Source organism: Caldicellulosiruptor changbaiensis, assembly GCF_003999255.1.
GTDB classification, from domain to species: Bacteria; Bacillota; Thermoanaerobacteria; order Caldicellulosiruptorales; family Caldicellulosiruptoraceae; genus Caldicellulosiruptor; species Caldicellulosiruptor changbaiensis.
The window spans coordinates 1-14268 of record NZ_CP034791.1 but is presented as its reverse complement, the minus strand read 5'-3'; the positions used below and the strand labels follow the sequence as shown (position 1 = coordinate 14268).

The following is a 14268-nucleotide window of genomic DNA, read 5'->3' as shown; positions in this document are numbered from 1 at the left end:
TCAATAGAACCTCGCCTGCTTTCTGGTTGTAAAGCTTTGCTTTTTAATTTATCTTTTCTTCTTTAATGTATTTATGCCAAAGATGCTATAAAGCGGACAATATCCTATAAATCCTGTGATAAGTGGAATTATTCCTATCAAGCCAAAGTATTTTGCGTTGCTTTTTACTATGAAAAGTAAGCTCAACAAAACAAGCCCAAGAATTATTCTTATAGCCTTGTCAATAGGTCCAACGTTTTTCATTTATACTTCTCCTAAAAATATTTTTATATAGTTTTTATACCCACATATTTTAATTCTGTCACAAACTTTTATAACTTTTTATAACATAACAAAACCACAAAGCGGTATTATCAGCTTGGCACAAATCAAAGTATTGTTCGCCAATTTTCAGGAAGTAACAACACCATTTGTATCTGAAGTTTGCAAAGCCTTTAAAGCACTTTTTGGGTTTGTCTCCTTTGCCTCATGTAAACAAAAAGGCGGTACTGGAGTAATAAGATTTACCTGCTTGCACCGCCACCGCCAGAAGAGCCACCACCAAAACCGCCAAAGCCACCACCAGATGAACCGCCGCCAAAGCCACCGCCAAAACCATCCCATGGACCTCTGTACCACCAGCTGCCTTTTCTACGGGATTTTAAAGAGATAAAAACAAAAATTATTACAAAGACTATAATTGCTATTGCATCTGGAAGTTTCAGTTCACTGTCATCTTCAGCTGTAGAGTTATTATCTATTGTTTGTGCATCGCCGTACCCTTGAAGTTCATCTAAATTCAGGTTATACTCCTTTGCGACCTCACTTGCAACTGCATAGAATGTATCCTTTATCCCTCTTGAGTATTCTTTGTTCTCAAACGCTGGAATTGCATATGTGTCTAAAATTCTCCCTGCCTTGCCATCTGGGATTGCACCTTCTAAGCCATAACCAACTTCTATTCTTATCTTTCCTTTTTTATTTGCAAGAAGGTTTTCTTTATTCACTAAAATCAAAACGCCATTGTCTTTTTCTTTGTTCCCAATTCCCCATTTTCTAAAAAGGTTTAGAGCATATTCCTCTATCGTGTAGTTTCCCAAAGTTTCAACAGTAACAACTACAATCTCTGCAGATGTGCTATCCTCTATTTTCTTTGCCAAAGCTCTCATCTGATCTTCGTCGGAATCATCTATGAGGTTTGCATAGTCAAAGACATAGCTATTTTCAGCTGGCTTTTGCGGAATACTTGCTAAGCTATATAGCGGCAAAAATACAATGAGCAAAAAAAGCATTAAGAATATAAAGGCTAAATAAAAATTTTTTCTGGCTTTAAGTGTGTTTAGCATTTCTACCTCTCCACCTTTTTACTTTGAAAAATCAACTGTGGGAACTTTTTGAGCCTCTGCTTCCGCTTTGAAATATGGTTTTTCTTCAAATCCAAACATGCGCGCAATAATTACATTCGGGAAGACTTTTATCTTTGTGTTATAGCTTCTTACCGCATCGTTGTAGTCTTTTCTTGCAACAGCTATTCTGTTTTCTGTGCCAGATAGCTCATCCATAAGTGTAATAAAGGTTTGGTCAGCTTTGAGGTCAGGGTAGTTTTCAACTATCGCCAAAAGCCTTGAAAGTGCATTAGAAAGCTCTTCATTTGCTTTTACTTTGTCCTCAACTGTTGAAGAGTTTATCAGTTTTGACCTTGCTTCTGCAAGCTTTTCGAAGATATCCTTTTCATGCTTTGCATAACCTTTTACTGTGTTTACAAGGTTAGGAATTAAATCTGCTCTTCTTTGAAGCTGATTCTCCACCTGACTCCACTTACTTTTTACGTTTTCTTCAGCTTTAACAAGGCTGTTGTATACTGAAAAAAGATAGAGCAAAACAAAAGCTATTGCTACTAAGATGATTATAAGTACGCGACTTTTTCTTTTCACTTTATTTTGTTCTCTCCTTTCATTGATTTTTATTTTGTTCAACATATCTATATATACCCAGAAAATTATTATATTCTATCAATAAACAAAAAGATACAAGTGAGCAGATTTTAGCATTCATTAAAAGAACCTCTAAGAGCTCACATAAGGCTTTATATCCTCGATTAATCGAATATTTTTAATTTCATCTCTTAAGGTTTTTTACTTTTTAACATTATTGGTCCAAATCAATTTTATTCAAAAAGATATGAATATATATTTACTTTGACTAAAAGTCACTTCCGTCGATCTCCAGTGCAAAATTTTTGAGGTTTGATTTGTATACGGTTTCATCAAGATGTGGTAAGGGTTCGTCTGGATTGCTGGCAACAGCTGGATAGACGGAAGGGTTTTATGGGGATCGAAACCTTGGTACTTCTTATTTGAGTGGCATTTTGATATGGTGTACTAAAATAAAAACATTGACACCTTTGCATAAAGTTGATATAATAAAACTAAGCTTTCTAACGTGTTTGTAGCCTACCCTTTGGGGATTGAAACTGAGCAACTTGCACAAAATTTGTATTACATTTTCGTAAGTTTGTAGCCTACCCTTTGGGGATTGAAACACACCCCTTTCAAAAAAAATAGAGCGGTTCCCACCGCCCGTTTGTAGCCTACCCTTTGGGGATTGAAACCTACAAAGAAATCCATCGTCAGCTTCATCTTCTCACCAGTTTGTAGCCTACCCTTTGGGGATTGAAACCGCTGAGCGAGCAGCTGAAGAGTGGTATGCAGCTTAGGTTTGTAGCCTACCCTTTGGGGATTGAAACAAAATTATGCAATACAAATAAATACTGCAATTACAGAGTTTGTAGCCTACCCTTTGGGGATTGAAACATATTTCATTTTCATCTAAAAGTTCTTTAACTAATGGTTTGTAGCCTACCCTTTGGGGATTGAAACTTTTCGTATTGTAATAAAAACAATTCCTTTATTTCTGTTTGTAGCCTACCCTTTGGGGATTGAAACGGTACTTTATGGGTAAATATTGGTGATACATATTGGTTTGTAGCCTACCCTTTGGGGATTGAAACACCTTATGGCAGATAGGAAGAAATACTACAAGGAAAGTTTGTAGCCTACCCTTTGGGGATTGAAACGTCTTTTCTCCAATAGTGCTGGTCTGAATCCAGCATTGTTTGTAGCCTACCCTTTGGGGATTGAAACCAAGTCGTTAAGTTCCCGTTATCATAGTAGCTGTAGTTTGTAGCCTACCCTTTGGGGATTGAAATTAGTAAAAAAAGCTGGTACGTGATGTACCAGCTTTTTTGTTTTTTCTCCTCTTGATTGCTTTGTTATCTCAAAAGATTGACCAAATAAATGTATCGCTATGCCCAAATTTGCTCCACTGTTTTAAAGTAGCTTACAAACTCTTGCAACTCATTCATCATGTATTAATATTCTTCTTGGTAAAATGTTACATAATCGCCTTCAGAAGTGGGTCCTGTTTCAACAGAAATAACCAGTTTCTTCCCAAATACCTTTGCAAGGTTGACCTCATTGTGGAAAATTGAGATTATATACTCAGCTCTGTTGCTGTAAGCCATGATGTTTACCTGGTCTGCAACCAAAAATACTTACTTATATGAGCTTTTACTTCCCCTTTGGATACCACAAATACTCAACAGATGACCTTTTCACAACAGGCTGAGGATATAGGCTCATGAGCTGCTGAATTTCTTTGTCTATATCACACCTTACCTTTAATCCAAGCTCTTTTGCCTTTTCATAGGTGATTGGATAGTCGTGCGTCCACTTACCTTCAACAAGCTCTTTTGCGATGTTCTCTGCAACATCGTCTGGGTAGTTTCCGCTCAAAAGCTCTAAAACTGCATCCTTTGTCTGTCTTATAGCCTTTTTAGCAACATCAGCTAAAATCAATGTTCTATCATCTATCTCTGTCATTGGCTTTTGCTTCACAACTTCCAGAATCGAAACTGCTGGAAACTCACCAATTTGTGGATCAACAGGTCCTAAAACCGCATCTGGAGCCATGACTATCTCATCTGCTGCCAAAGCAATCAGCGTCCCACCTGACATTGCATGGTGAGGAACATGGACTGTGACCTTGCCTTTATGGCGCTTTATGGCTCTTGCAATCTGAAGGGATGCTAAAACCAGGCCACCTGGTGTGTGAAGGATAATATCAAGTGGCACAGAGGGGTCTGTCATTGAGATTGCTCGAATTACCTCTTCTGAGTCGTTTATGTCAATATATTTATAGATGGGAAAGCCTAAAAAACTCATTGTTTCTTGCCTGTGGACAAGCAAAATAACTCTTGAGCCTCTTTTTTTCTCTATCTTTGCAATCATCTTTTGCCTTGCAGATTCAATCATCCTTTGCTTCATCACAGGCTGAATAGATGTAATAATTAGATACAGTATTAATATATCCCAAAAACTCATACTCGTTCCTCCTTTAGTAGTCTATTATTAAAAGTATCTGTAATAGAAAATCTCATCGTCAAAGAAGTTGTTGTATCTTCTATATTTTTTCTTAAACATATTGATAGTAAGCATACCAAATAAGAATCCCCCTATATGGGCCCACCATGCAATGCCGCTTCCAAATACAGGTCCAAATAGTTCTAATATCCCAGATGAGACCTGTGACAAAAACCAAAATCCAAGGAAAATGATTGCTGGAATCTCAATAAAAAGTGGAATAAACCCAATTGGAATTAAAGTTACAATTCTTGACAGTGGGAACATCAAAAAATATGCACCCATTACACCAGAGATTGCACCTGATGCCCCAACTGTTGGAATGGAAGATGTTGCATTGAAAAACCAGTGAGTAAGTGATGCTACAATTCCACTCAAAATGTAGAATATCAAAAACCTAAAGTGCCCTACTCTGTCCTCCACATTGTCGCCAAAAAGCCATAGGCTCCACATGTTGGAAATCAGGTGCATCCAGCTTGCGTGCAAAAACATAGATGTTAGAATTGAACCGACTGAAGCTGTGACTGCAAACAAAAGTCCATGTTGAAGATAGTAGGTAAACCTTTCTGGAATAAATCCATATCTGAACACAAACTCCTCTGCCTTGGCTTGAGGCAGTGATACCTGGTACAAGAATACAAAAACATTTACCAATATAATTGTCCAGGTCACAAAAGGTTTTTCCCTGCTTGGAATTGTGTCTTTTAAAGGTATCATATACTTTTCTCCTTTCACAGAGGTTTATAAAAATAATTCCTTTTTTTTATTTCCACATCTATAATTATTTATACCCCTCACAATAAAAAAAAATTGGCTGCCATCTTAAAAAACTTACCTAAAACTCTGACAGCCACCCTTTTTATTATTCTTCCTCTCTAACCCTTGCAATTGACGACACCTTTATGCTATCGCCGTCTATTCGCATGAGTTTAACACCTTGGGTTGACCTTCCTTGAATTGGCACCTGATCTATTTCAAGCCTAATAAACACTCCATCTGTTGAGCACAGCATTATCTCATCATTGTCATTTACCATCTTAATATCAACAATTCTGCCCGTCTTTTCTGTGACCTTGTATGTCAAAACTCCTTTTGCGCCGCGTTTTGTTTTCCTGTACTCCTCAATATCGCTTCTTTTTCCAAAACCGTTTTCTGTTACGCACAAAAGGTACTTGCCATCGCTTACCTTTTCCATTCCAACAACAAAGTCGCCATCTTCAAGGGTCATACCCTTGACGCCTTGGGCTGACCTTCCCATAACTCTTACATCATTTTCATTGAAAACAACACAATACCCTCCGCTTGAAACAAGAACAATCTCGTCATTGCCAGATGTGAGTTTTACATCAATCAGGCAGTCATCCTCAGACAAAGTTATTGCTTTTTTGCCTGCCTTTGTTGTATTTTCAAACTCGCTCAAAAGCACCTTTTTGATTGTTCCGTTTTTGGTGCACATCATCAAGAAGCCTTCTTTGAAGTCCTTCACAGTCATGCAAGCTGTGATTTTTTCATCTTTGCCAATCTGAATGAGATTGACAATTGCCGTGCCTTTTGCCTGTCTTGATGCCTCTGGCACTTCATATGCTCTGAGCTTATACACTTTTCCTTTGTCTGTAAAGAACAAGATGTAGTGATGAGTTGTTGTGACAAATACCTCTTCAACAAAGTCCTCTTCTCTTGTTGAGATTCCTGTTATGCCCTTGCCGCCTCTTTTCTGGCTCTTGTATGTGTCAAGTGGAAGTCTTTTGATGTATCCAAAGTGTGTAAGTGTAATTACTGTGTCTTGTTCTTGGATAAGTTCTTCTTCTTCAAAATCTTCTTGTTCATCTTGAATTATCTTTGTCCTTCTCTCATCCTTGTACTTTTCTTTTATCTCTAAAATCTCTTTTTTGATAATCTCTTTTACCATTGCCTCGTTTGCAAGCACGTTTTTGTAGTACTCAATCATCTTAAGAAGCTCCGCAAGCTCTTCTTCAATCTTTTGTCTCTCAAGGCCAGTGAGGCGTTGCAGTCTCATGTCAAGTATTGCCTGCGCTTGGACCTCTGTAAATTCAAATCTTTCAATTAGCCTTTCCTTTGCCTCATTTACTGTCCTTGATGAACGAATGATTGAGATAATCTCATCTATGTGGTCAAGTGCTTTTTTGAGCCCTTCTAAGATGTGAGCCCTTTCTTCAGCTTTTTTGAGGTCATATTTTGTTCGCCTTACAATTACATCCTTTTGATGTTCAATGTAGTAGTTTAGCATATCCAAAAGAGTCAGGACCTTTGGCTGATTGTCAACAAGCGCAAGCATTATTATTCCAAATGTGTCTTGCAGTTGGGTGTTCTTGTAAAGCTGTTTTAGCACAACATTTGCATCGGCATCCTTCTTTATCTCAATTACAATCCTCAAGCCCTCTTTGTCAGTCTCATCTCTTATATCTGAAATTCCTTCAATCTTCTTGTCCCGCACAAGCTCAGCAATCTTTTCGATAAGTCGTGCCTTGTTTACCATGTAAGGAAGCTCTGTTACAACTATTCTCTGTCTTCCCTTAGATGTCTGCTCAATCGTAGTCTTTGCACGCACCACAATCTTGCCCTTACCAGTTGAATATGCCTCTTTTATCCCCTTTTTGCCGATTATAAATCCACCTGTTGGAAAATCAGGCCCTTTAATTATCTTCATAATGTCATCTAAGGTAGCATCTGGATGGTCAAGCATGTACACAATTGCATCTACAACTTCTGCCAAGTTGTGCGGTGGAATGTTTGTTGCCATACCAACTGCAATACCTTGGCTGCCATTTACCAAAAGGTTTGGGAAACGCGATGGCAAAACCTTTGGCTCTTTTGCAGACTCATCAAAGTTTGGCATAAAATCGACTGTTTCTTTTTCAATATCACGAAGCATCTCCACCGCAATTCTGCTCATACGCGCTTCTGTGTAACGCATAGCAGCAGGTGGGTCACCGTCAATCGATCCAAAATTTCCATGCCCGTCAACAAGAGGGTGGCGCATGGAAAAGTCCTGTGCCATTCGAACAAGGCTTTCGTACACAGCTGCATCGCCGTGTGGATGGTATTTAGCCAAAACATGCCCCACAACTGTTGCAGACTTTCTGTAAGGCTTGTCAGGTGTAAGACCTATCTCGTTCATTGCATAAAGTATTCTTCTGTGAACAGGTTTTAGACCATCGCGAACATCTGGCAGCGCACGGGACACAATTACGCTCATTGCATAGTCTATATAGCTTCGTTTCATTTCTTCTTGTATCTCAACAGGAATTATCCTGAAATCCAGCTCTTCCATGCTTTTAAAAAGCCTCCTTTAAAAGTAAGTGACTATTCTATTTTAATCTTCTGAGCAAACTCGTTAACAGCTTTTTCAAATTCTTGAGATTGAATTTTCTTTTTAGAAATGCTCATACAATATAAGCTCTTTTTGCCAAAATCTTTTTCAAAAACATTTATAACATCAACTTCTTTTTCAGATGCAAGAGTAAAAATAAAACTGATATTTTTTATAAAAACCAAATACCTTTTTAAAAAACTCCTTACTGGACTTGGCAAATTACCAGCCCAAATAGGAGATACCACTATTACATGATCATATTTTGAAAAATCTTTATCAATATCTTCAATAGGAACTATTTTCTTTGTGATTGCTTCATATCCAGACCTCAAAAAACCAAATATACTCTTTCTACTTGAAGATTCTTTAATTTCAACAATTTCACATCTCAACACCTTTGACAATGCCTGTGCCACTTTTCTTGAGTTTCCTGTTAAAGAGTAAAAGACTATTAAAAATCTCATTTTTGCACCTTCTCATCAAATTTTATATATCCAAATTCCTTACATACTTAGCATTTTTCTCAATAAACTCTCTTCTCGGTTCGACCTTCTCGCCCATCAAAATTGTGAAGATCTCCTCTGCCATGACAGCATCTTCAAGCTCAACTCTCAAAAGAATCCTCCTTGCAGGGTCCATTGTAGTCTCCCACAGCTCTTCTGCGTTCATCTCACCAAGACCTTTGAATCGCTGAACCTGGGCATCCTTCATCTCTTGCAAGATTTTCTGAAGCTCTTTGTCGTTATACGCATATCGAACCTGTTTTCCTTTTGTTATCTTGTAAAGTGGTGGCTGGGCAATGTAAATGTGCCCATTTTCAATAAGAGGTCTCATGTATCTGTAGAAGAATGTCAAAAGCAGTGTCCTTATATGAGAACCATCAACATCAGCATCTGCCATGATAATTATCTTGTGGTATCTGAGTTTTTTAAGGTCAATGTCATTTCCAACACCAACCCCCAACGCTTGAATTAAAGGAAGAAGCTTGTCGTTTGAATAAATCTTGTCCTGGCTTGCTTTCTCGACATTTAGCATCTTACCCCAAAGCGGCAAGATTGCCTGATAACGCCTATCTCGTCCTTGCTTTGCAGAACCACCTGCAGAGTCACCCTCAACAATGAATATCTCGCACTTTTCAGGGTCTTTTTCTGAACAGTCTGCAAGTTTTCCTGGAAGGTTTGAGCTGTCTAAAGCAGATTTTCTTTTTATAACAAGCTCTCTTGCCTTTTTTGCCTCTTCGCGCGCTTTTGCCGCCAAGAGTGCCTTGTCTATTATCTTTTTTGACACATCAGGATTTTCTTCTAAAAATGCTGCAAGCTTTTCAGAAACTAAATTTTCAACTGCCCAGCGTGCCTCGCTGTTTCCAAGCTTTGTTTTCGTCTGGCCTTCAAATTGCGGCTCGTGAATCTTAACAGACACAACCGCTGTCATGCCATCTCTTATGTCTTCACCCAAAAGCTGGTTATCTCCTTTTACAAAGTTGTATTTTTTTGCATACTCGTTCACAGCCTTTGTCACAGCAGCTTTAAAGCCAACTAAGTGTGTACCACCGTCTATTGTCGCTATGTTGTTTGCAAATGAGTAAATGTTCTCACCAAACTGGTCTGTGTATTGGATTGCAACCTCAACCAAGATTTGGTTTTTCTCGCCCTCAATGTAAATTGGCTCTGGGTGCAAAACCTCTTTGTTTCGGTTTAAAAACTTTACAAACTCTGCAATACCGCCATCGTACTTTAGCTCAATTGTCTTTGGATTTTTTTCTCTCTCATCAGTAAATGTTATCCTTATCCCTTTGTTTAAAAACGCAAGCTCACGAAGACGCTGCAGCAAAACGTCTGCGTCAAACTCAATTGTCTCAAATATCTCATCGTCTGGCAAGAATGTAACTTTTGTACCTGTCCGTTGTGTCTGACCAATTACCTTTAAATCACAAACTGGCTTTCCTCTTTCATACTTTTGATAATATATATTGCCGTCTCTGTAAACTTCAACCTCTAAGTATCTTGAGAGTGCATTAACAACAGATGCACCAACACCATGAAGACCGCCAGACACTTTATACACACTTTCATTGAACTTTCCACCTGCGTGAAGTACTGTAAATACTACCTCAACACCGCTTTTTTGAAGTTTTGGATGAATGTCAACAGGAATTCCTCGTCCATCGTCTAATACAGTTACAGAATTGTCCCTGTGAATAGTAACATCAATGTTTTTGCAAAACCCTGCCATTGCCTCGTCAATTGCATTGTCAACAATCTCATATACCAAGTGATGAAGACCTCGCTGGGATGTTGAACCTATATACATTCCAGGACGTTTTCTTACAGCTTCAAGCCCTTCTAAAACCTGTATTTCACTTGCAGTATATTCTTGATTTGGATTTTTTGTTGTAGCCAACTTCATATCACCTTCCAAAAATAGAATTTTGAATAAAAATAAAATGACCTTTAACTTTCATCTAAGTAGTTGTCTACATAGTAATTAAAATTCAAAAACCTTTTTGCAATTGTTGTTGAGGACACAGGAGAGACAATAGCATACAGCCTTCCATCAATCTCAAGGATTATAATTGACTTTTTCAAATCATCGTTTATGACAACAAGCCTATCTTCGTTTTTAAGACTTTCCAAAATTCTCAAGTTATCTTCAGAGCTCATAAAAATGTCGTAGTTCATTATCAAAAGAAGCTCTGAACTGTTTACAACATAATCCTCACCTATATGAGCGAACATACCTTCACATCCCTATGGATTTTTTAAAAGAAGATTTAAAGTTGAATGAGATTTATATCATGGCTCAAAAGCCCTGTTTTTACTAAACTGTCTTTCTCATCTGCAGAGGTTATAATTGCTTGATAATCTTTACAAAGCTTTAAAACATTTTTTCTTTTTTCACTGTCAAGCTCTGAGAATATATCATCTAAAAGCAAAACTGGTTTTTCAAAAAGCTTTGCAGATGCAAGAGAGATTGCAATGCATGCAAACTTAATTTGGCCTTCTGAGGCATATTCTTTTGCATTTTGGCCGTTTATAAAAACATCAAAATCATCTCTGTGAACACCTTTGGTTGTAAACCCCATCTGGACATCCTTTTCAAACTGCTTCTTAAGCTGGCTGTAATACTCTTCTTCACTTGATGATGGAATTGAGGGTCTGAAGACGATGTCAATTGTGCTTTTGTCTTCAAACACTTTGTACCAAATCTCTTTTGTTGCCTCAGACAACCTCTTTATTATCTCTTCTCTTTTTTTTAATATCTGACAACCCAATTTAGAAAGCTCAATATCATACACATCTATTATATCCTTTTTATCATAACTTTTCAAAAAAGCGTTTCTGCTCATCAAGGCTTTTTGATAGTCTTGAAAGGTTTTTATCATGTAAGGGTATAGTTTTGCAACCTCCATGTCCAAAAACTTTCGTCGCACCTTTGGGTCTTGCTTTATAAGCTCTGTCGAATCTGGCTCAAAATATACAAATTTGAATTTTTCTATAAGCTCGGATAGCCTATTTATTTTCTTCTCATTTATCATTATTCTCTTTTGACCGAGCCTGTCTACATAGCATAATATACCATATTCAACGTCATTTGCTAAAACACTTGCTTCAAGCTTAAAATATTCGCTATCGAAACTGATGAGATTTGTATCCTTTGATTTAAAAGACTTTCCACAAAGACAAAAATATATAGCCTCAAGAAGGTTTGTCTTTCCTGAGGCGTTTTTACCTAAAATCAAATTTATTCCATCTTTGAACTCAAAAAACCTTTCATTATGATTTCTAAAATTTTCAAGGTAAATACTCTTTATTATCATCTTTTCAAAACCCCAAATCAAAAAAGCTTATTCTGGCATCTTAACAGGAAGCACAAGATAGATGTAGCCCTCATCCCCTTGCTGCTTTACAACGCTCGGGCTTGTAAGTGATGTAATGTAAATGTCTACTCCTCCATCTAAAACCTTTAGAACATCTAAAAAGTATTTAACATTAAACCCAATTCTGATGTCTTTTCCTTCAACATCGCAAAGAACATCTTCTTCGTATCTTCCATCTGTTGAATATGACATGACCCTGAACATCATACCAGAAACCTCAAATATAACAGCTTGGACATTTGTTTTCTCATCCTTTGAAACAATTGATGCTCTTTCAAGTGTGCTCTCTAAAACATCTGCTGAGATTGAAATCTTTGTTGAATACTCTGTCGGAATGACATTTTTATAGTCAAAAAATCTACCTGATATGAGGGTTACAATGACGCTGGTCGAGCCTATCTCAAACAGAGCCTGATTTTCAAAGAACGAAACTCTTACCTTTTCTGCTTCTTCAATGTCTATTATCTTTGTTATATCATCTAAGTTCTCAGCTGGCACAATCTTTGAAAACTCGCCGTCTACTTCAATTGGTTTTAACTTGCAAATTGCGAGCCTGTGCCCGTCCATCCCGACAAGGTTTATAACATCGCCTTCTCTTTCGAAAAGCACCCCTGTAAAGGTAGGCCTTGTCTCATCCTTAGATGTTGCAAATATAACCTTGTCCATTGCGTCCTCAAACTCGTTTGCTGCAAACTCACAAAAGCTATCAATTGGCTTTCTGTCCATCTTTGGAAAGTCAAGTGGGTCAAGAGTTGGGAGCCTAAATTCTATCTTCTGACACCTGATTTTTACTTCGTTGTCCTCTCTTATTATTTCAACGTCACCAGAAGGAAGCTTTTTTACAATATCAGATAGAAGCTTTGCCTTGACAAGTGCTGCTCCTCTTTCTAAAATCTCTGCCTGAAACTCTGTTTGCATTTGCATTTTCATATCGTTTGTGGTAAATACAACCACATCTTCTGCTTCAATTAATACGCACTCTAAAATGGATGTTACCTTTGTTGATGCTGCAGCAGGTATTACCTTGGAAATATTATCTTGCAGAGTGCTTTTATCCACAACAAATCTCATTTTTATTCCCTCCTCTTTTATTGGGGGTATTTGCACGCAGGCTTAAATAAAACTCTACCAGTAGTAGTAGCTAATAATACCTGTGGATAAGTTAAAAATGTGTGCAAGTCCTTGAAAAATGTGAATTTGAGAGACTTAACAACATTGTGGATAATTTAAGTATTTTTCAACTAAATTCACATGTGAAAAATCAAATTCACACATAAGTTATCCACAGTTGTTTATTCTCTGTTGATAAGTCGTTTTTTTAGGTTTTCCACAGTATTTCTTATGTTAGTATCCTTGTTGATAAGTTCTTTTATTTTTTCACAAGCGTGAAGTACTGTTGTGTGGTCTTTTCCGCCAAAGGCTTCCCCTATTTTAGGCAAGGATACATTTGTGAGCTCTCTTGCTAAGTACATTGCTATTTGGCGTGGGAATGCTACATTTCGAGACCTTCTTGATGATTTAAAGTCTTCCAGTTTGATATTAAAATAACCTGCAACCTCTGCTTGAATATCTTCAATTGTGAGCTCTTTTTTGGTGTTTGTGTCTATAAACTCTTTTAGGGCCTTTTCAGCAAGCTCTAAGGTGATTTCCTTGTCTGGTGCCATCAGCTTTGAGTATGCTAAGATCTTATTTAAAGCACCTTCGAGCTCTCTTATGTTTGTCTCAATCTTTGAGGCTATGAACTCTAAAATGTGCTGTGGCACTGGTGTTCCTTCAAGCTGGCACTTTTTGCTCAGGATTGCAATTCGCGTCTCAAAGTCAGGCGGTTGTATGTCTGTTATAAGTCCCCATTCAAAGCGGGATCTGAGCCTGTCTTCTAATGTGTTTATCTCTTTTGGCGGTCTGTCTGAGGACAGAATTATCTTTTTATTTGCTTCATAGAGTGTGTTGAATGTGTGGAAAAACTCTTCTTGGGTCCTTTCTTTTCCACCTAAAAACTGGATGTCGTCAATCAAAAGAACGTCGACATTTCTGTATTTCATCCTAAACTCATCAGTCTTTTCATCGCGAATTGCTGCAATCAGCTCGTTTGTGAATATTTCTGATGTCACATACATGACCTTTGTATCAGGATAGAGCTTTAGTACATGGTGGCCAATTGCATGCATAAGATGAGTTTTTCCAAGCCCAACTCCACCGTAGATAAAAAGTGGGTTGTATGTCTTTTCTCCCGGTGGTGTTTCTGCAACTGCCAAGGCTGCAGCATGAGCAAGCCTATTATTGTTCCCAACTACAAAGGTTTCAAAGGTGTATTTGGGATTTAATGTTGTTGTGACTTCAACTTTTTCTTCTTGTTTTTGCTTTATGTACTTTTTGTACTTTTCGACCTCGTTCGGCAAGATTACTTTTAAACTCAAATGAGGTGAGTAAAGCTGCCTCAGTGCGTTTAAAATCAAAAGTGAATACCTGTTTATGACAATCTCCCTGTGAAAATCTGCAAATGCCTTTAGTATGAATGTATCATTCTCATCAAAACAAATTGGAACAAGAGTCTCTACCCATGTGTTGTATGAAATATCTGTCGGGCTTGGGTTTAGCTCTTTTTTAATGACCTCCTTTATATCCTCCCATACTTTGTTAACGTCGTAGTCAACCAT

13 protein-coding genes and 1 CRISPR repeat array are annotated in these 14268 nt (G+C 37.7%); all 13 genes read right to left on the bottom strand.

The window, feature by feature from the left end; all coding sequences use genetic code 11:
• Positions 1-48 precede the first annotated feature (48 nt).
• Entirely contained in the window at positions 49-243 is a 195-nt protein-coding gene (locus ELD05_RS00060; RefSeq protein WP_127350836.1) for a YgaP family membrane protein, read from the bottom strand.
• 260 nt (positions 244-503) lie between these two features.
• Positions 504-1271, bottom strand: a complete 768-nt coding sequence (locus tag ELD05_RS00055) for a TPM domain-containing protein (RefSeq protein WP_241243531.1) — start codon at positions 1269-1271, stop codon at positions 504-506.
• A 72-nt stretch (positions 1272-1343) separates the two neighbouring features.
• On the bottom strand, positions 1344-1913 hold the full coding sequence (locus tag ELD05_RS00050; protein ID WP_127350834.1) for a LemA family protein: 570 nt from the start codon (positions 1911-1913) through the stop codon (positions 1344-1346).
• 510 nt (positions 1914-2423) lie between these two features.
• Positions 2424-3187: a CRISPR direct-repeat array (repeat unit 30 nt; unit sequence GTTTGTAGCCTACCCTTTGGGGATTGAAAC).
• A 162-nt stretch (positions 3188-3349) separates the two neighbouring features.
• Positions 3350-3526: a hypothetical protein gene (locus tag ELD05_RS13900; RefSeq protein ID WP_164742547.1), complete on the bottom strand. Its 177-nt coding sequence runs from the start codon at positions 3524-3526 to the stop codon at positions 3350-3352.
• 22 nt (positions 3527-3548) lie between these two features.
• Positions 3549-4361, bottom strand: coding sequence for an SDH family Clp fold serine proteinase (locus tag ELD05_RS00045; protein ID WP_127350833.1), 813 nt, complete (start codon positions 4359-4361; stop codon positions 3549-3551).
• Positions 4362-4388: 27 nt separating this feature from the next.
• Positions 4389-5117 carry a rhomboid family intramembrane serine protease gene (locus tag ELD05_RS00040; RefSeq protein ID WP_127350832.1) on the bottom strand — a complete coding sequence of 243 codons (729 nt, stop codon included), beginning with the start codon at positions 5115-5117 and terminating at the stop codon, positions 4389-4391.
• Positions 5118-5262: 145 nt separating this feature from the next.
• Positions 5263-7692, bottom strand: coding sequence for a DNA gyrase subunit A (gene gyrA / locus ELD05_RS00035; RefSeq protein WP_127350831.1), 2430 nt, complete (start codon positions 7690-7692; stop codon positions 5263-5265).
• 32 nt (positions 7693-7724) lie between these two features.
• Positions 7725-8198 (bottom strand): flavodoxin family protein, encoded by a 474-nt coding sequence (locus tag ELD05_RS00030; protein WP_127350830.1) that lies wholly within the window; start codon positions 8196-8198, stop codon positions 7725-7727.
• Positions 8199-8220: 22 nt separating this feature from the next.
• Positions 8221-10140 (bottom strand): DNA topoisomerase (ATP-hydrolyzing) subunit B, encoded by a 1920-nt coding sequence (gene gyrB / locus ELD05_RS00025; protein ID WP_127350829.1) that lies wholly within the window; start codon positions 10138-10140, stop codon positions 8221-8223.
• A 44-nt stretch (positions 10141-10184) separates the two neighbouring features.
• Positions 10185-10469 (bottom strand): extracellular matrix regulator RemB, encoded by a 285-nt coding sequence (gene remB, locus ELD05_RS00020; RefSeq protein ID WP_127350828.1) that lies wholly within the window; start codon positions 10467-10469, stop codon positions 10185-10187.
• A 35-nt stretch (positions 10470-10504) separates the two neighbouring features.
• Positions 10505-11551, bottom strand: a complete 1047-nt coding sequence (gene recF / locus ELD05_RS00015; RefSeq protein ID WP_127350827.1) for a DNA replication/repair protein RecF — start codon at positions 11549-11551, stop codon at positions 10505-10507.
• Positions 11552-11578: 27 nt separating this feature from the next.
• Positions 11579-12682, bottom strand: a complete 1104-nt coding sequence (gene dnaN, locus ELD05_RS00010) for a DNA polymerase III subunit beta (protein ID WP_127350826.1) — start codon at positions 12680-12682, stop codon at positions 11579-11581.
• A gap of 221 nt (positions 12683-12903) precedes the next feature.
• Positions 12904-14268 carry a chromosomal replication initiator protein DnaA gene (gene dnaA, locus ELD05_RS00005; protein WP_127350825.1) on the bottom strand — a complete coding sequence of 455 codons (1365 nt, stop codon included), beginning with the start codon at positions 14266-14268 and terminating at the stop codon, positions 12904-12906.